This is a genomic window from Andreprevotia sp. IGB-42 (genome assembly GCF_009848685.1).
Lineage (GTDB): Bacteria > Pseudomonadota > Gammaproteobacteria > Burkholderiales > Chitinibacteraceae > Andreprevotia.
Map to the genome: position 1 here is coordinate 552,039 of NZ_WXTX01000001.1, position 17,749 is coordinate 569,787.

General features: G+C 62.1%; 15 protein-coding genes. 6 read left to right on the forward strand and 9 right to left on the reverse strand.

The features are described 5' to 3' along the window. Positions 1 to 87: 87 nt before the first annotated feature. Entirely contained in the window at positions 88 to 756 is a 669-nt protein-coding gene (locus IGB42_RS02500; protein WP_159666152.1) for a 4'-phosphopantetheinyl transferase superfamily protein, read from the forward strand. 110 nt (positions 757 to 866) lie between these two features. On the opposite strand, the gene IGB42_RS02505 is transcribed toward IGB42_RS02500, so the two are convergent. Next, positions 867 to 1,055, reverse strand: coding sequence for a hypothetical protein (locus IGB42_RS02505; protein WP_159666155.1), 189 nt, complete (start codon positions 1,053 to 1,055; stop codon positions 867 to 869). Between the two features lie 686 nt (positions 1,056 to 1,741). Between IGB42_RS02505 and IGB42_RS02510 the strand changes: the two genes are divergently transcribed. Continuing rightward, positions 1,742 to 4,219, forward strand: a complete 2,478-nt coding sequence (locus tag IGB42_RS02510; RefSeq protein WP_159666158.1) for a kelch repeat-containing protein — start codon at positions 1,742 to 1,744, stop codon at positions 4,217 to 4,219. 68 nt (positions 4,220 to 4,287) lie between these two features. Here the strand turns inward: IGB42_RS02510 and IGB42_RS02515 are convergent, their stop codons facing one another. Both IGB42_RS02515 and IGB42_RS02520 read right to left on the reverse strand, forming a co-directional pair. After that, the gene (locus tag IGB42_RS02515) at positions 4,288 to 5,808 is read right to left on the reverse strand and encodes a fumarate hydratase (protein ID WP_159666161.1); all 1,521 of its coding nucleotides are present in this window, start codon (positions 5,806 to 5,808) and stop codon (positions 4,288 to 4,290) included. Between the two features lie 83 nt (positions 5,809 to 5,891). Then, positions 5,892 to 6,623 carry an ABC transporter substrate-binding protein gene (locus tag IGB42_RS02520; RefSeq protein ID WP_159666164.1) on the reverse strand — a complete coding sequence of 244 codons (732 nt, stop codon included), beginning with the start codon at positions 6,621 to 6,623 and terminating at the stop codon, positions 5,892 to 5,894. 163 nt (positions 6,624 to 6,786) lie between these two features. Here IGB42_RS02520 and phnF point away from each other — a divergent pair, with 163 nt between their 5' ends. From phnF to thpR, 3 genes are all read left to right on the forward strand, one after another. Further along, positions 6,787 to 7,506 carry a phosphonate metabolism transcriptional regulator PhnF gene (gene phnF, locus IGB42_RS02525; protein ID WP_159666166.1) on the forward strand — a complete coding sequence of 240 codons (720 nt, stop codon included), beginning with the start codon at positions 6,787 to 6,789 and terminating at the stop codon, positions 7,504 to 7,506. Positions 7,507 to 7,569: 63 nt separating this feature from the next. Next, the gene (locus tag IGB42_RS02530) at positions 7,570 to 8,373 is read left to right on the forward strand and encodes an NUDIX hydrolase family protein (RefSeq protein WP_159666169.1); all 804 of its coding nucleotides are present in this window, start codon (positions 7,570 to 7,572) and stop codon (positions 8,371 to 8,373) included. Continuing rightward, positions 8,370 to 8,885, forward strand: a complete 516-nt coding sequence (gene thpR / locus IGB42_RS02535) for an RNA 2',3'-cyclic phosphodiesterase (protein ID WP_159666172.1) — start codon at positions 8,370 to 8,372, stop codon at positions 8,883 to 8,885. Before IGB42_RS02530 ends, thpR begins: the two co-directional genes overlap by 4 nt. A 16-nt stretch (positions 8,886 to 8,901) precedes the next feature. On the opposite strand, the gene IGB42_RS02540 is transcribed toward thpR, so the two are convergent. The 4 genes from IGB42_RS02540 to IGB42_RS02555 form a co-directional block, all read right to left on the reverse strand. Beyond that, complete coding sequence (locus tag IGB42_RS02540) at positions 8,902 to 10,647, reverse strand: MFS transporter (protein ID WP_159666175.1); 1,746 nt, start codon at positions 10,645 to 10,647, stop codon at positions 8,902 to 8,904. A gap of 200 nt (positions 10,648 to 10,847) precedes the next feature. Further along, entirely contained in the window at positions 10,848 to 11,684 is an 837-nt protein-coding gene (locus IGB42_RS02545) for a sulfurtransferase (protein WP_159666178.1), read from the reverse strand. A 245-nt stretch (positions 11,685 to 11,929) separates the two neighbouring features. Further along, complete coding sequence (locus IGB42_RS02550; protein WP_159666181.1) at positions 11,930 to 13,108, reverse strand: acetyl-CoA C-acetyltransferase; 1,179 nt, start codon at positions 13,106 to 13,108, stop codon at positions 11,930 to 11,932. Between the two features lie 163 nt (positions 13,109 to 13,271). After that, positions 13,272 to 14,990, reverse strand: coding sequence for an alpha/beta hydrolase (locus IGB42_RS02555; RefSeq protein WP_236822468.1), 1,719 nt, complete (start codon positions 14,988 to 14,990; stop codon positions 13,272 to 13,274). Between the two features lie 263 nt (positions 14,991 to 15,253). Here IGB42_RS02555 and pbpG point away from each other — a divergent pair, with 263 nt between their 5' ends. Next, positions 15,254 to 16,315, forward strand: a complete 1,062-nt coding sequence (pbpG, locus tag IGB42_RS02560; protein WP_159666187.1) for a D-alanyl-D-alanine endopeptidase — start codon at positions 15,254 to 15,256, stop codon at positions 16,313 to 16,315. 97 nt (positions 16,316 to 16,412) lie between these two features. On the opposite strand, the gene trxC is transcribed toward pbpG, so the two are convergent. Then, positions 16,413 to 16,838 carry a thioredoxin TrxC gene (gene trxC / locus IGB42_RS02565; RefSeq protein ID WP_159666190.1) on the reverse strand — a complete coding sequence of 142 codons (426 nt, stop codon included), beginning with the start codon at positions 16,836 to 16,838 and terminating at the stop codon, positions 16,413 to 16,415. After that, complete coding sequence (locus IGB42_RS02570) at positions 16,835 to 17,725, reverse strand: MBL fold metallo-hydrolase (protein WP_159666193.1); 891 nt, start codon at positions 17,723 to 17,725, stop codon at positions 16,835 to 16,837. Before IGB42_RS02570 ends, trxC begins: the two co-directional genes overlap by 4 nt. Positions 17,726 to 17,749 lie beyond the last annotated feature (24 nt).

Consider the following 17,749-nt stretch of genomic DNA (forward strand, 5'->3'; position numbering starts at 1 on the left):
CTGGCCGGCCAGCTTGATGCCGGTTTACTGCAAAATCCGGCTCCGGCCGGGTTTTTTCATGGCGGCGATACGCGGATAATGCAGCGCATGCCTCAACTTGAAATCCTGCTGTTCGATACCCGCAACGCCAGCGCTGCCGCCCTGTCACCACAGGCGCTATCGGCATCCACACTGCAGCGGCTGTCCGCAATACAAAGTACGCACCGTGCACGGCAGATCGTGCTGGGGCGGCGCCTGCTGGCTGTGGCTGCTGGCCGGATGCTGGGCACCGCAGTCGCTGCGCGTGACATCAAAGAAGGCGATGCGGGCTATCCACTGATCAACGGGCATGGCATGGTGTTTGCCAACCTGTCGCACAGCGGCCCATGGCTGGCAGCAATTGCCTGCCGGGATTGGCAGCCGGGGCTGGATATCGAAGTGGCAAGGCCGCGCAATGTGCTGGCGCTGGCAGAGCGCGCATTCGATGCCGATGATGCTGCACTCGTCTGCAACGCCGACCCCGCCCATGGCATGCAGTTGTTCCACGCGGCCTGGACACTGCGCGAGGCGGCCTACAAGGCAGGCCTGCGCAGCAGCGTGGTAGGTACCCCGGCTGTGCTCGACAGCAGCGGTGGCCCGGCTGCCGGCCTGCGCGGCCAGTTGCTGCAGCACACCTGGCAAGACGGGGATGCACTGCGCCAGTTGCACTTGGCAGTGGTTGCGCCCCGCCCTTTCAGTGTCAGCTTGTGCCTGATCGATCAGCTGGAAACAGTCTGAGCCAGTCTGCAGACCCAAGACCGTCGATCAGAACCGCCGATGGTCAGCAAGCATGAAAAAACCGGCCAACAGGCCGGTTTTCTTTTGCACCGGATCAACCGGCAGGCTATTCAGGCGAGGACGTCTTCGTCCCCATGCTGGCGTGCTTCGATGAACTCCTCCAGCTTGCGGCGGCGCTCGGTGACAACTCGGTTGGCGCGCGCGACGGCTTCCTTGGTGATGCCGCGCTGCGGGGGTTTGGAGAGCTCGTTGATGACGCTTTCCAGCTGTGCAATGCCCTGCGTTACAGACTCACTCATGGTTCAACTTCCCTTGATGCTGATGTGGACCGGGTAGCGCGCTGCAAGCACAGGCGCTCAATCGAGTATGCGCCCAGTTGGCCGGGATCGACAGTGCAAATTGGGCAAACGCTCCCGCGTGCTTCCCCTCCCCGGCCAAGCCGCGAAATCTCTGGCAGATAGCCGACCCCGACGTTGTACCGATGCGACAATCATGCAAGCCGCCGTAGAGCTAAAAACCCGTACAGACACGCTCCCCTCCAGCTGCAGGCTACACGCCTGATCACGACAGTACATGCAGGTGCAGCGCGTGGACAGATGCCCTGCCGATGCCGCAGATCCATACGCAAGCCTTGTTTCGCATAACGCCAAGGCAAGTGTTACACCCGGCAAGCCCCTTGCAGCAAACGCCTAACATGGCAGTGGCCAGCACGAACGAATGCTTGGCAAAGACCGGCCAGCAGCAAGGCCGGTATGACATGACCGGGATCGCCCCAGGCGATATTCAGAATTGTTTGCAAATCCTGTGTAAATAATAACCAGCTGCGCGGTGAACCCTTGTTCAGTCTGGACAAGCGAACCTGCCGGTCACGGTATTTGCGCAGGCCCAATCTAAGGAGATGGCATTGAAACCTGATCTGAATTCAAATGCCCAGCCACGTTGGCTTGGCAAGCTGTTCAAACCGGCAGCAACAATATGCTTGCCGATGACGATGTTACTGGCCATGGGGCTGAGTAGCGCTGCGATACCGACGGATAACTTGTTGACTGGCCGGGCGAGGCACTCGGGCACAACGCTGGCAGACGGCCGGGTGTTGTTTGCCGGTGGGACGACATCCAGCGGAGATTTTTCCAGTTCCACGAATACGGCGGAGATTTTTGACGGTACCAGCGAAACCTTCGCACCGACGGGCAGCCTGGCCCAGGCACGTGCATCGCACGCCGCGGTCAGGCTGGCCGATGGCCGGGTGCTGGTCATTGGCGGGCGCAGCACGACCTCGCCCTATAAAGGGCTGGCTACCGCAGAAGTCTACAATCCGGCCACTGGCAGCTGGAGCCTGGCGGGAACGATGAATACAGCCCGCTCCGAACCCGTGGCAGTGCTGTTGCCAACCGGCAAGGTGCTGGTCATCGGGGGAGACAGCGCGGTCAAATCAACCGAATTGTTCGACCCGGAAACCGGCACTTTCAGCGATGCCGGCACCTTGCCGCAAGGTCTGACCCAGTTCACTGCTGTAGCCCTTGCCAATGGCCGTGTGCTGCTGGCCGGTGGCAGCCCCGGCGGTGCCACCGTGGGCCTGGGTTTGACCACGGCTTTGCTATGGGATCCACAGCAAAATGGCTGGAGCAACACGGGCACCATGCTGCAGGCCCGACGCCAGGCAGCGGCGCTGGTACTGGCCGATGGCAAGGTACTCATCGCGGGCGGGTGCGCCACCGCAAGTGAATGTGTTGCCAGTACCGAAATTTATGATCCCCTGACAGGGACATTCGCGCTGGCGGCATCGACCAATAATGCCGGCAGCGGCTCGCTGATCAGCCTGGCAGATGGCAGCATCCTGATGGTGCGGGTTAGCCAGCCGCTGGAGCAATACACACCGGCAAGCGGTAAGTGGCGCATCGCTGGCGATTGGCTCAATGCGCATGGCTATGGCGCGGTCGTGCCGCTGGCTGATGGTAAAACCGTGCTGATGGCTGGCGGGGGCAGCACCAGCAACGGGGCGACTGCCGAATTGTTCGATCCCTCATGCGCATCGCTGCCCAGCCCGGTCAGCCCGCTGACGCTGAATTTCGATGGCAATGGTGGCGAGGGCGTACTCAATATCAATGTACCGGCTGGTTGCCGTTGGACCTACCAGCGCCTGCCAAGCTGGATTACCGCGCCAGTCCGCGTTGGTACGGACAGCGGCCCGTTCCGCTTCACGGTAGCACCGCTTGCGGCAGGCCAGACCAGCACCGCTTTGCGCATCAACGAAACCAACGTGACGATCTCGCAAACGGCCACCACCTCCACGGCGACGGTCCTGACACCTGCCAGCCAGGCGTTCAGCGCCAATGGCGGCACCGGCATCGTTTCCATCCAGACCGGCAGCAGCACGGCATGGAGCACCAGCAACGCACCCAGCTGGGTCCAGATCCTCAGCGGCGGTGGCACCGGCAATGGCCAGGTGCGGTACACACTGGCGGCCAATACCGGCCCGTTGCGCACGGGCAGCATGCTGATCGCAGGAAAAACCTTCAGCGTTACCCAGTCATCCAGCACGCCGGAATGCGATACGCCCACCTTGTCTGCAAGCGGCGCTTCGTTTGCATCCGGTAGCGGTAGCGGCAACGTGACCCTGACAACCGGCGCCGCATGCACCTGGTCCATCAGCAACGTACCGAGCTGGCTCACCATTACCGCAGGCGCAACGGGCATGGGTGGCAGCAGCATCAAATACGCTGTCACTGCGAACAGCGGTGCCGCCCGCAGCGCCACGCTGACCATTGCAGGCAAGAGCCACACCGTCTCGCAAAGCGCCAGCACCGCCTACAACTGCCAGGGGGGCAAGATCACCCCGCAAAGCCACACCATGAGCAATGCCGCAACAGGTAGTGAATTTGTGCTGAGCGTGCCGGGCACATGCAGCTGGAGCATCAGCAGCTTGCCAAGCTGGGTGAAGATCACCAGTGCAAGCAGTGGGCAGGGCAGCACGACTGTGCGCTACACCCTGACTGCCAATACCGGCCCCTCCCGGAACACAGCCATCAATATCGGCCCCGCCAGCTTCAACCTGACCCAGTTGGGTGGATACACTCCGGGTAATTGCACCGCCGCCCCCATTGCATTCAACCAGACGGTATCAGGCAACCTTGTCGCTGGCGACTGTACCGCTGGTGAACGTGGCAGTGCCTACTTTACTGACCGTCATACCTTTAATGCTGCACCGGGTGATCTGGTTGGCATCACCCTCAAAGCCAGCTTCGATGCGTATCTGTACCTGAAAGACCAGTCCGGTGCGGTGATCGCTTTCAGCGACAATGACGCCGCCAGCCCAGCATTCACGAACGCGCATATTCCGTCGGATACCACTTGGCTCACCTTGCCGACGGGCAGCAACGGCCCGTATGTGATCGAGGCAACATCATCCAGGCCGGGCGAAACCGGATCCTACAACCTGATCTTCAACCAGCCTCCCCAGTAACAGCAACGCAGCAAAAAGCCCCCGATGGGGGCTTTTTGTATTCCGGTGGCAACCACTTCAAGCAGCAATTACGCCACTGACACCGGAATTTTGCCGATTTTTGCCTGCCATTCCTTCGGTGCAATCGCGTGCACCGATGTGCCATGGCTATCCACCGCCACCGTGACCGGCATGTCCACCACGTCGAACTCGTAGATCGCTTCCATGCCCAGATCTTCGAAGCCGACGACCTTGCTGGCCTTGATGGCTTTGGAAACAAGATAAGCCGCGCCACCCACCGCCATCAGGTACACTGACTTGTGCTTCTTGATGGCTTCCAGGCCGGCCGGGCCACGCTCGGCCTTGCCAATCATGCCCAAAAGGCCGGTGGCATCGAGCACTTGTTCGGTGAATTTGTCCATGCGCGTGGCGGTGGTGGGGCCGGCAGGGCCGACGATTTCATCCCGTACCGGATCTACCGGGCCGACGTAGTAGATGAAGCGGTTGGTGAAGTCCACCGGCAGTTTTTCGCCCTTGTTGAGCATTTCCACCATGCGCTTGTGCGCGGCATCGCGGCCGGTGAGCATCTTGCCGTTGAGCAGCAGCGTCTGGCCCGGCGTCCAGCTGGCCACGTCTTCACGCGTGACGGTGTTGAGGTCGACGCGCGTTGCGGCGGCAGATGGCGTCCAGGTGACGTCCGGCCAGTCTTCCAGCCTGGGCGCTTCCAGCACGGCGGGGCCGGAGCCATCCAGCGTGAAGTGCACGTGGCGGGTAGCGGCGCAGTTGGGGATCATCGCTACCGGCAGCGATGCGGCGTGGGTGGGGTAATCCTTGATCTTCACGTCCAGCACGGTAGCAAGGCCGCCCAGGCCCTGTGCGCCGATGCCCAGCGCGTTGACCTTTTCGTACAGCTCGATGCGCAGTTCCTCGGCGCGGGTTTGCGCGCCACGCTCGATCAGCTCATGGATATCGATTTCTTCCATCAGTGCCTCTTTGGCCATCACCATGGCCTTTTCAGCGGTGCCACCGATGCCGATACCCAGCATGCCCGGCGGGCACCAGCCGGCACCCATCAGCGGCACGGTCTTGAGCACCCAGTCGACGATGCTGTCGGAAGGGTTGAGCATGACGAACTTGGATTTGTTTTCCGAACCACCGCCCTTGGCGGCAATATCGATATCGACGGTATCGCCCGGCACCACTTCGAAGTGGATCACTGCCGGCGTATTGTCCTTGGTGTTCTTGCGCCCGCCTGCGGGGTCTTGCAGAATGGATGCACGCAGCTTGTTATCCGGGTGCAGATAGGCGCGGCGCACGCCTTCATTGATCATGTCTGTCACGCCCATCGTCGCGCCGGCCCACTGCACATTCATGCCGACGCGCACAAAACAGGTGACGATGCCCGTATCCTGACAGATGGGGCGATGCCCTTCCGCGCACATGCGGCTATTGGTAAGGATCTGCGCAATGGCATCCTTGGCGGCCGGGCTTTCTTCGGCCTCATATGCCTTGCCCAATGCCTGGATATAATCTTTGGGATGGTAATAGCTGATGTACTGCAGCGCATCTGCGACGCTGTCGATCAGGTCTTCCTGGCGGATGACGGTCATGCTGAGGCTCCGGAAAGCGGCAAACGAAAGCGGCGATTATACCTTGCCGTGCCCGCTATCCTGCAGCCCGCACGCACGCCGCCTCATAGCCCGGCGGCAGTGCGCGCTGCCGGCAACGCGTGCCAGAGTTTTTCTGCCAGATCCGGATTGGCGGCGATGAATCCCCTGGAAAAAACCAGGTAAAACGGCTTGGTGACGAGGGGCGGATCGATGCGCTCGATGCGGCTGGCAAACTCTGGGTAGGCGGCAACGGTGCGGTCACCCTCGCCGGTGAGCAAAGCCACCGCGTCAATCCGTCCGGCCAGCAGTTTGCGCAGGTTCTGCTCGGCAAGGCGTGTACTGGTATCCAGCCTGAAGCCGGCTTCCTTGAGCTGCCCGATGATCGAATAGCCGGGCGGCACGCCGACAAGGCCGTGCACGCCGGAAAAATGCCGGCCATCCCATTGCACATTGCTGCCACGCACGCGATACAGGCTGTAGGTATCGAGTGTCATGCGGCGTTGTGCATCGGGCTTGCCGTTTTTCATCGGGAATGCGGCCAGTACCTGGCGCTCGGGCAAAAAGCTCATGGCCACTGCGCCATCCCACACGTTGGTGCGCAACTCGGCCATGCAGCGTTGCCACGAGCGCCCTTCGAATTCAAAATGCACCCCGCTTTGCTGTTCCAGCTGCACCAGCACCGCATGATTGGGGCTTTGCTTGAAGCGCACTTCGCCGACCGCGCCTTCCTGATCGTCGTAACAGACGCGGATGGTTTGCGCATTGGCCAACGGCAGCAATAGCAACCACACAGCGATCAGCACAGGCGCGCGCATGATGTAATCCGTTTTGTCAGGAAACCCACTGTCCATCGTAGCAGCCGCAGCACAGCAGGCAATGCCCACGCCGCGCTGCAGCGGAAAAAAAGCCTATCAATCATCTAGATGAAACATCTACCCGTTATGATTCGTGCTTACATTCACCCCAAGGTTATTCATCATGGTTGAGCGCGGTTCGGGTATTTCGCTGTGGCGGCAGATCGAAGAAACACTGGCAGGTGATATCGCCACCAAAAACCTGCGTGAACGCCTGCCCAACGAGATCGAGCTGGCGGGCCGTTTTGGCGTCAACCGCCATACCATCCGCCGTGCGGTGCAGGCGCTGGAAGGCCGCGGGCTGGTCCGTATCGAGCAGGGCCGTGGCACCTTCGTGCAGGAAGACCTGATCGATTACCGGCTGGGCCACAAAAGCCGCTTCACGCACAGCCTGGAAACCCAGCGCCTGACCGGTGGCAGCCGCGTGCTCAAGCATGAAGAGCTGGTGGCGCGCGAGGACGTTTGCGGTTTGCTGGCGCTGCCCGGCGGCAGCCGCGTGCTGAAGGTGGAATCGCTCGACCTGGTAGATGAGCGCGTGGTTGGTGTGTGTACCCAGTATTTTCCGCTGCCGCGCTTTGCCGGTTTTGCCGAACCGTATGCGGAGCGTGGCTCCACGGTGCTGACACTGCGCGAGTTCGGCGTGCAGGAATGCCGCCGCAAGCTGTCCCGCGTGACGGCGCGCCTGCCCAAGCCGGAAACCGCGCATCAGCTCTCCCAGCCCAAGACGCAACCCATCCTGTACGTGGAAAGCGTGTATGCCGATGCTGCCGGTGTGCCGATCGAATACGGCATCACCCGCTTTGCCGGTGATGCGGTGCAGTTGTTCATCGAGCCCGAGCAATAAACGGGCAGGCTGACCGGTTGCGGGCACTCGCGCTGACGGGTGCCCAGGCTCTACACTCTGCATATGGATGCACTGACCCCCTATCTGGAACACCAGCCGGTGTTCTCCCCCGCTGCGCTCAGGCGCTTTGTCGTGAGCGGACACGCGGTTGGCTGGCTGGAAGCCGTCACCGTCGATTTCCTGCTGGCGCAGGTGCCCGGCTTCACACTGGCGGGAAACACGCTGCAACTGCCACTCAGTGGCGACGCATGCAGTGCGCTGCTGGGCCGGGCGGCGCTGGCCATGCAGGATGCGGGCCTGATCCGTGGCTGGCGCAACGAGCGCTATGCCTGTCATGCCCCGGCGGCCGATGCCAGCCCGGATTTGCAGCAGGTGCTGTTCACGCTGGAGCGCGCGGCATTCCGCCGTTTTGGCCTGACCAGCCGCGCGGTGCATATCAATGGCTACACCCACGACGGCCGGCTGTGGGTAGGCCGGCGCGCACCCGGCAAGAGCATCGATCCGGATCGGCTGGATAATCTGGCCGCCGGCGGCCTGCCCGTGGGTGAAGCCATCACCGATTGCGTGATTCGCGAGCTATGGGAAGAAGCCGGCGTGCCGGCAGCACTGGCCAGCCATGCACAGCCGAGCGGCGTGCTGCGCACCACGCGCAACGAGGTGGACGGCACGCACGACGAAATCATCTACACCTTCGATCTGGCGCTGCCGGACGATTTCACGCCACACAATACCGATGGCGAAGTGGCCGGCTTCAAGCTGATGACGGCAGAGCAAGCCATTGCCGCGCTGGCCGACTTCACCTGGGATGCGGGCCTGGTGACCGCGCAGTTCCTGCGCCGGCAAGGCTGGGCATCAGGCCAGCCATGAGGCTGTTCATCGGCCTGGCGCCACCTGCCGACGCCCGTGCGGCCATTGCACGGGAGCGGGACCGATTGCATGCACAAACCGGTGGCCGCCCCAGCAGCGATGCCAACCTGCATCTCACGCTGGCATTCATCGGCGCCAGCACACCGCAAGCGCTGCAACGTATCCGCAAGATGCTGGAAACCATGCCAGCGGTTCCTTTTGCGTTGACGCTCGATTGCGCGGGCGATTTCAGACGTGGCGGCATCGTCTGGCTGGGCAGCAGTACGCCCGCTGCTGCGTTGCTGGCACTGGCCGATGCGGTACGTGCCGGCCTTGCCGCAGCCGATGTGCCGTTCGACCCGCAACCGTTTGCGCCGCATGTGACGCTGCTGCGCAAGGGCCAGCCGGTACGCGAGCAACTGGCCGCCCCCATCAGCTGGCTGGTGGATACGCTGGTGCTGTACGTGTCCGAATCAACAGAAGCCGGCGTGCAATACCGCCCGCTCTACCAGCGCCTGCTGGCTGCAAGGTGAAGCGCGCATAACCCCGTCACGCCTCGTCCAATGCGGGTTCGGGCCGGGTTTGCCTGGCCGGTGCCACCGGATCGGGCTTTGCCGCAGCCGCGGACGGTGGCGTCTTCCCTTGGTCCGGGTCGGCCGAGATATCGCGCCCGCGCGTTTCCGGCAGCAGCAGCCAGCCAACGATCAGTGAAAAAGCCGCGATGCCGATCGGGTACCACAGGCCGGTGTAGATGCCGCCACTGCGTGCCACCAGCGCAAAAGCCACCGGGGCGAGGAAACCGCCAAACCAGCCATAGCCGATGTGATACGGCAGCGACATCGACGTATAGCGGATGCGTGGTGGAAACAGCTCCGCCAGTTGTGCAGCCAGCGGCCCGTAGGTCATGGTGGCCAGCAGCACCAGCAAGGTCAGCAGCAGCAATACCATGGGCTTGTTCATGTGGGCCGGGTCGGCAGTGGCCGGGTAGCTTGCCCTGGCAAGGCCGGCTTCCAGCGTGGACTGGAAATCGGTGATGCGCTGCTGCAAGGCCGGGCCGCCCAGCCCCGCGCCTTCGAAGCTGGCAATGACATGTGCGCCGATCACCACCTGCGTAGGTGTACCGGGCACGGCAACATCGTTGCTGTAGGGAATGCCGCGCATGGCCAGCGCCGCCTTGGCGATATCACAGGCGGACACGAAACGCGCATTGCCCACCGGATCGAACTGGAAACTGCAGGTGGCCGGGTCTGCCACCACCAGCACCGGGTAATCATGCTGCGCGGCGGCAATGGCCGGGTTGGCGTAGTAGGTCAGCGCCTTGAAGATGGGCAGATAGCACACGGCAGCCAGCAGCATGCCGGCGATGATCACCGGCTTGCGACCGATCCGGTCGGACAAGGCCCCGAACAGCACGAAGAACGGCGCACCCAGCGCCAATGCGGCGGCCATCAGCAGATCGGCGGTCTGCGGATCGACACGCAAGGTCTGTTTCAGGAACAGCAGCGCATAGAACTGGCTGGTGTACCAGATCACCGCCAGGCCGATCACCGAGCCGAACAGTGCGGCCAGTGCGCGCTTGAGGTTGCGCCGGTTGCCGAATGCCTCGGTCAGCGGCGCGCGCGACTGGCGCCCCTCGCGCTTCATGCTGAGGAACACCGGCGATTCATTCAGTTGCATGCGGATATACAGCGATACCCCCAGCAGCGCGAACGACAGCAGGAAGGGAATACGCCAGCCCCAGATATCGAACGCATCGCCGGTCAGCCATCTGCAGGCCATGATCACCACCAGCGACATGAAGAGGCCCAGCGTGGCCGTGGTCTGTATCCAGCCGGTATAGCGGCCCCGATGCCGGTTGGGGGCATGCTCGGCCACGTAGACCACCGCACCGCCATATTCGCCGCCCAGCGCCAGGCCCTGCAGCAGGCGCAGCACCACCAGCGCAATTGGCGCGGCCACGCCGATCTGCGCATGCGTGGGCAAAAAGCCCACCGCGGCGGTAGATAGCCCCATGATCAGGATGGTGGCCAGGAAGGTGTGTTTGCGGCCGATCAGGTCACCCAGCCGGCCAAACACGATGGCGCCGAATGGCCGTACCGCAAAGCCTGCGGCAAACGCCAGCAACGCGAAAATGAACGCCGTGGTGTCGTTGACCCCGGCAAAGAACTGCTTGCTGATGATGACGGCCAGCGAACCGTACAGATAAAAGTCATACCACTCGAACACCGTCCCCAGCGATGCGGCAAGGATGACCTTGCGCTCTTCGCCCGTGAGGCTGCTTGTTGCTGACATCATGCCCGTCTCTCCGGTTTTTTCGTCGCCCGCCTTGCGGCAGCAACGCTGATCCTTGTCAACTACCCGATAAAGATCAACAGGAAAGCACTTAGCGTGGTATGCGCCCAACAACAGTGCCCGGGCGTGCACCGCAGCACCGCACTGCACCATGGCGGCACGGCGCTGCATGCCGCCACTGCCGGCATGCCGGGCAAAAGCACTCAGCGCGCGACCGGGTTATCCGCGTGCGAGCACCATTCGCTCCACGATCCCGCGTACAGGCGCCCGCCCTGCTGGCCGGCCACCGCCAATGCCAGCAGGTTGTGGCATGCGGTCACGCCGGAGCCGCACTGGTGCACTACCTCGTCTGCGGTGGTATCGCCCAGCACATCCGCCCATTCGGCACGCAATTGCTCCGCGCTCTTGAAACAGCCATCTGCCGCCAGGTTATGCTGGAAGAAGCGGTTCTTGGCGCCGGGGATATGCCCGCCGACCGGATCGATAGTTTCGCCACGGCCCAGGTAGCGATCCGGGCTGCGCGCATCGACCAGCTGGAATTGCGGCTCGGTCAGGTTGCGGCGCACGTCCGCCATGCTGACCAGCACATCATCCTGCACCTGCCAGGCAAATTGCGCGGCTTGTGGCTGCGGCACCTTGTTGTTCACCGGCAGGCCCGCCGCCGTCCACGCACCCCAGCCACCATCGAGCACCTGCACCGCATCGTGCCCCAGCCACTGCAGCAGCCACCACAAGCGTGCGGCAAAAAAGCCTCCCGATGCATCGTACGCCACCACCCGGCTGGTGTTGCCGATGCCCTGGCTGGCCAACCACCCCGCCAGTGCAGCCGGATCAGGTAGCGGGTGACGACCATTGCTGCCGGTCTTGGTGCCGGACAGGTCATGGTCGAGGTGGGCGAACACGGCGCCGGGGAGATGGCTGATGCCATAGGCCTGGCGGCCGGCATCCGGGTTGGCGAGATCATGCCGGCAATCAACGATGACCAGATCCGGCTGCCCGAGCTGGCTGATGAGTTCTATGGTCGAAATGAGGGGATGCATTGCGCACTCCTGCGGTATTGGATTGATGTGGGATGATGATGAATCGAGTAGCGGATTGATCGTGGATCGCATAGCCGGAAGGCCCGGGGCTTGAATACTGGCTGGCGCCGGAACAGGGCACCATCGCGGATCGGGCTGGCCCGCCAGCGCAGGGATTGAATCATCCCCCAGCGGCGAGGTATCAGGTACAACAACGCCCTCCAGCGGAGGGCGTTGCTTTTTCAACAGTGGTCAGGCCGGCGAGATCAGCGCTCGACAGCCAGCGCCACACCCATGCCACCGCCAATGCACAACGTTGCCAGACCCTTCCTGGCATCGCGGCGCTGCATTTCGTGCAGCAGCGTCACCAGCACGCGTGCGCCGGATGCGCCGATCGGGTGGCCCAGCGCGATGGCGCCGCCGTTCACGTTCACGCGGTTCCAGTCCCAGTTCAGTTCACGCGCCACGCCCAGCGCCTGTGCGGCGAACGCTTCGTTCGCCTCGATCAGGTCGATGTCATCGAGCTTCCAGCCGGCACGGGCCAGCACACGCTGCGTGGCCGGCACGGGGCCCAAGCCCATCAGTGCCGGGTCCACACCCGCCGAAGCGGCAGCGCGGATCGTCGCCAGCGGCTTGAGGCCCAGTGCATCGGCACGCTCACGCGTCATCAGCAACACGCCGGCAGCGCCGTCGTTCAGGCCCGATGCATTGCCTGCGGTCACGGTGCCTTCCTTGTCGAAAGCCGGGCGCAACTTGGAGAGGCCTTCCATGCTGGCGTTGGCCTTGATGAATTCGTCCTGCTCGAACACCACCGGATCGCCCTTCTTCTGCGGAATGGTCACCGGCACGATTTCATCGGCAAAGCGCCCTGCTGCCTGTGCGGCGGCGGCTTTCTGCTGGCTGGCCAGCGCCAGTTCATCCTGCTCGGTGCGGCTGATGTTGTGCTTCTTGGCGATATTCTCCGCGGTGACACCCATGTGGTAGTTGTTGTACACATCGGTGAGGCCGTCGTAGACCATGGAATCGATCAGCTGGGTATTGCCCATGCGGAAACCGTCGCGCGAGCCCGGCAGCAGGTGCGGGGTGGCGCTCATGTTTTCCTGACCACCGGCGATGACGATATCGCTCTCTCCCGACAAGATGGCCTGCACGCCGAGGGCAACCGCCTTCAGGCCGGAGCCGCACACCTGGTTGATGGTCAGGCCCGGCACGGCATCGGGCAGACCGGCGCGGCGCAGTGCCTGGCGGGCAGGGTTCTGGCCCAGGCCAGCGGTCAACACGTTGCCGAGGATGACTTCGCTGATCTGGTCACCGGCCAGGCCGGTTTTTTCCAGCAGCGCCTTGATCACGATGGCGCCAAGCTCGGGTGCGGCCACTTTGGCCAGGCTGCCGCCGAAGTTGCCGAGGGCAGTACGTTGGGCGGCGACGATGACGATATCGGTCATGAGGTTCTTCCTGATTCTTCCTGATTGATAGGGTATTGAGCTGGCCGGATCGTTGTAGAAGAGCCGGCCGGCAATTTCAAATCCGGTTTTGCAAGCATTGCGGTTGAGAGCAGGCACGCAGGCATTGGTTTGCACCAGCCGACCTGCGGCGCCTGCCGGTCAATCAGCCCAGGCGAGCACGCACGTAGCGGCCCGGCGCGGGTTCGATCTGCTTGAACTTGGCGCTGCCCAGTGTTTTTTTGGCGGCCACTTCCTTGCCGGCGTGCGGCACCAGCCAGGCGGCCCAGTCGTGCCACCAGCTGCCGGCACGCGATTCGGCACCCTCGAACCATGCAGCGGGCTCGGCTGCCAGATTGTCGTTCACCCAATAGTTGCGCTTGTTGGTGCTTACCGGGTTGATGGTGCCGGCAATGTGGCCGGAAGCGCCCAGCACGAAGCGCAGCGGGCCCTTGAAGATGCGTGTGGTGCCATAGGCCGACTGCCACGGCACGATGTGATCTTCACGCGCTGCAAACACATAGGTGGGCAATTCGATCTGGCGCAGGTCGATCGGCACGCCGCACAGGCTGAAGCTGCCCGGCTTGGTCAGGTTGTTTTCCAGGTACATGTTCTTCAGGAAGAACGTGTGCATGGGCAGCGCCAGGTTGGCCGAATCGTTGTTCCAGTACAGCAGGTCGAATGGCGGCGGCGTCTTGCCCTTCAGGTAGTTGTTGACCACGTAGTTCCAGATCAGGTCATTGGCGCGCAGCGCGGCAAACGTGCGTGCCAGCTCCTTGCCCGATACCACGCCGCCGGTTTCCGGTTGCGCGGCCAGCTGCGCTTCGCGCTTGCGGATGATGCTCCAGTCGATGAAGTGCTTGATATCGCCCGGATCGGTATGGTCGATGATTACCGTCATCAGCGTCAGCGATTCGAACCAGTCCAGATTGCGCGCCTGCATCACCGGAATCGCCGTGGATACCAGCTCGCCGCCGATGCAGAACGACAGCACGTTCATCTTTTCGCGCTTGGTGATCTCGCGCACCACTTCGGCAGCCTTGATCACGCCATCTTGCACGTAATCATCCCACTGCAGGTGACCTTGCTCGGGTTCGACGGATTTCCACGATACCAGGAAGGTGGTGTGGCCCTGCCCGACCACCCAGCGCACCATCGAGTTATCCGGCTGCAAGTCCATGATGTAGTACTTGTTCACGCAAGGCGGCACGATCAGCAGCGGGGTTTCGTACACCTTGGCAGTGCTCGGCGTATATTGCAGCAACTGGAACAGATCGTTCTCGAACACCACGGCGCCAGGCGTAACGGCAAGATTGGCGCCCACTTCGAACTGGCTTTCGTCCGTCATGGTGATGCTGCCGCGCTGCACGTCCTCCAGCATCTTCTTCATGCCTTCCTGCAGGCTTTCGCCCTTGGATTCGATGGCAAGCTTCAATACTTCCGGATTGGTGATGGCAAAATTGGTGGGGCTGATGGCGTCCAGATATTGCCGTGTAAAATACGCGAGCTTTTCGCGTGCTGTCTCATCGGTCTGGGATTGGCCTACCATATCCATCAACCAGCGCGAGCTCAGCAGGTAGCTCTGTTTCAGATAAGCGTAAAGCGGTTGTTCCCATTCGGGGGCATTGAAGCGGCGGTCGCCTTTTTCCGGTTCGATCTGCTGTTCCAGCGGTTTGGCGCCGATCAGGCCCAGCCACAGATCAAGTTGCTGGCGATAGTAATCGGCATGCGTTTCCAGCCAGGATGCAGGCAGGCCGTGGCTTTGCAGGAAAGGGGCAGTGGCTGGCGCAGCTGGCGGAACGGGTTGTCCCCAGCTTTGCCACCAACGGGAATTGGCGTCATTCAGTTGCTGGAAAAGGGCTTCAAGCGAGGTCGATGGCAACACCGGGAACTCCATTATCGATTTGGATGCGGGCAAGACAAACGTCAATCATGCACCCAAATTGTTGCACTGCAACGTAAAAAAATCCACCAGTCGACGAAAGGCTGGCGCAATTTTTAAAGAAGCACTTTGCAAATGCCACCGTACTACTTGATTTTGCATGACATTTTCAAAATGCTCCGATAGAATCAGTAGTATCTGATAAAGGTCAAGCCCGTATTCACATACGGTAATTTGATCTTTGCGCGCACCCAGGAGCTTTCATCATGCGCCGACCGATTCTGTTTCTATGTACTTTGACTGCTGCCGTGGCGCTGATGCTGCCTGGTGTAGTCGAGGCTGCCAGCAAATCCCAAGCCAAATCCCCAAGTAGTGCCAGCAAGAAAACGGCGACTGCCAAAAGCAACGCCAAGGCCGGCAAACAGCAGGCCAGAACCACGTACGTAACCCGCAACAAGGCAGCTGCGGTCAAACCGCGCAGCACCGTGGCGCGCACCGCGATTGCCAGTGCCCGCAACAACGTGCGCGTGGCCAAGACCTCCACACTGCCAAGCACGCTGGATCACCCGGGCGTGCAATCGTCGGGCGTGCTGGTGCTCAACGAAATCAGCGGCGAAGTCATTTATGAAAAGAATGCCGACAACGTCACCCCCATCGCGTCGATCACCAAGCTGATGACCGCGATGGTGACGCTGGATGCGCACCTGCCGATGAATCAGCTGATCACCATCAGCGATGAAGATACCGATACGCTGAAGGGCACCAGCTCGCGCCTGACCGTGGGCACCACGCTCACCCGCGCCGAAGTGATGCTGCTGGCGCTGATGTCGTCGGAAAACCGCGCCGCTGCCGCGCTGGCCCGCTCCTACCCCGGTGGCCGCGACCTGTTCATCCGCAAGATGAACGAAAAAGCCGCCATGCTGGGCATGCGCAATTCGCGCTTCTATGATTCGACCGGCCTCACGCCCAACAATGTCTCCACCCCGCGTGATCTGGCGCTGATGGTGAAGGCGGCGCACGGCTACCCGGAGATCCATCATTTCACCACGTCGAGCGAATACAGCTTCGTCTCCAATGCCACCGGGCGCGAGCTGATCTTCCGTAACACCAATCCGCTGGTGAAGGACGAAGACTGGCAGATCGGCATTTCCAAGACCGGCTTCATCAACGAAGCCGGCCGCTGCCTGGTGATGCAGGCCACCATCGACGACACGCCGGTGGTGATGATCCTGCTCGATTCCAACGGCAAATACACCCGCATCGGCGATGCCACACGTGTACGCAAGTGGCTGGAAAACAGCCCGACCGCCAAGCTGCGCGCAGGTTGATTGCTGGCCATGCCTGACTGGCCGTGCCTAGAATACGAAAACGCCCGGTTTACCGGGCGTTTTTCATTGCTGCATCAGCCGATATGGCAACCAGCCATCAATCCACAAAACCCATCACCCACGCCTTGAACTGCCCTGCCGACATGGCGCCGTTCAGGCGCTCGACCTGCTGGCCGCGATCAAATGCGATCAGCGTGGGAATACTGCGGATCTGGTACTGCGCGCTCAATGCCTGCTCGGCATCGGTATCGACCTTGATGAATATGGCCTTCTTGCCAAAGTACTCGGCAGCCGACGCAAACGCCGGTGCAAACACCTGGCACGGGCCGCACCAGGTTGCCCAGAAATCGATCACCACCGGCACGGTGGCGTGCTTGATGATTTCCGGCACGTTCTCGGTGGTGCCGATCAGCGGTTTGCCGGACAGCAGCGGCTCGTGACAGGCGCCGCAATTGGGCGCTTCTTTCAGCCGTGGTGCTTCCAGCCGGTTTCCGGCGTTGCAATGGGGGCAGGCAATGATCATGGTGATTCCTTTCCAACCGCATTCAGCGGGATTTTCAGATAACGCGTGCCGTTTGCCGCGGGTTCAGGCAGGCGGCCGGCACAGATATTGACCTGCAGCGCAGGCAGGATCAAGACCGGCATCTCCAGCGTGGCATCGCGCGCTTCGCGCATCGCCACGAATCCGGCTCGCGTGGTACATGCATCCAGGTGGATATTGCCCGCTTTCTGCGCGGCAATACTACTTTGCGGCTGCACTTCGCTCCGCGCTGGCGGAGGATAATCGTGGCAGACGAAAAAGCGCGTGGCACCCGGCAATGCATAGAGCGTCTGCACCGAATCGTACAACGTGCCGGCATCGCCACCGGGGAAATCGCAGCGGGCACTGCCCACATCCGGCGGGAACAGCGTATCGCCAGCGAAAAGCGCATCGCCGATCAGGTAGGCCACGTCGGCCGGCGTATGACCGGGCACCGGCAGCACCTGCGCCTGCAGATCGCCGATGGCAAACAGCGCCTCATCATCGAACAGCACGTCGAACTGCCGGCCATCCGGCACAAATCCGCCATCCAGGCCATACAGCGCCTTGAACACGCGCTGCACTTCGGTAATGCGTTTGCCGATCGCCACCTTGCCGCCCAGCTCCCCCTGCAACCACTGCGCGGCGGAGAGATGATCGGCATGCGCGTGGGTTTCCAGTATCCAGCTCACCCGCAGCGCATGCTCACGCACGAAAGCGGTGAGCTGCTGCGCGCCATGCGCCGTGGTACGCGCCGATCTGGCATCGAAATCGAGCACCGGATCGATGATGGCCGCATGGCCGCCTGTGCGGTCGTACACCACGTAGCTGAACGTGCCGGTGCGCGCATCGAAGAATGGCTGCACCTGTGGCTGGGAAAGGTGGGGCATGCAGGCTCCGGTCAATTTACTTGC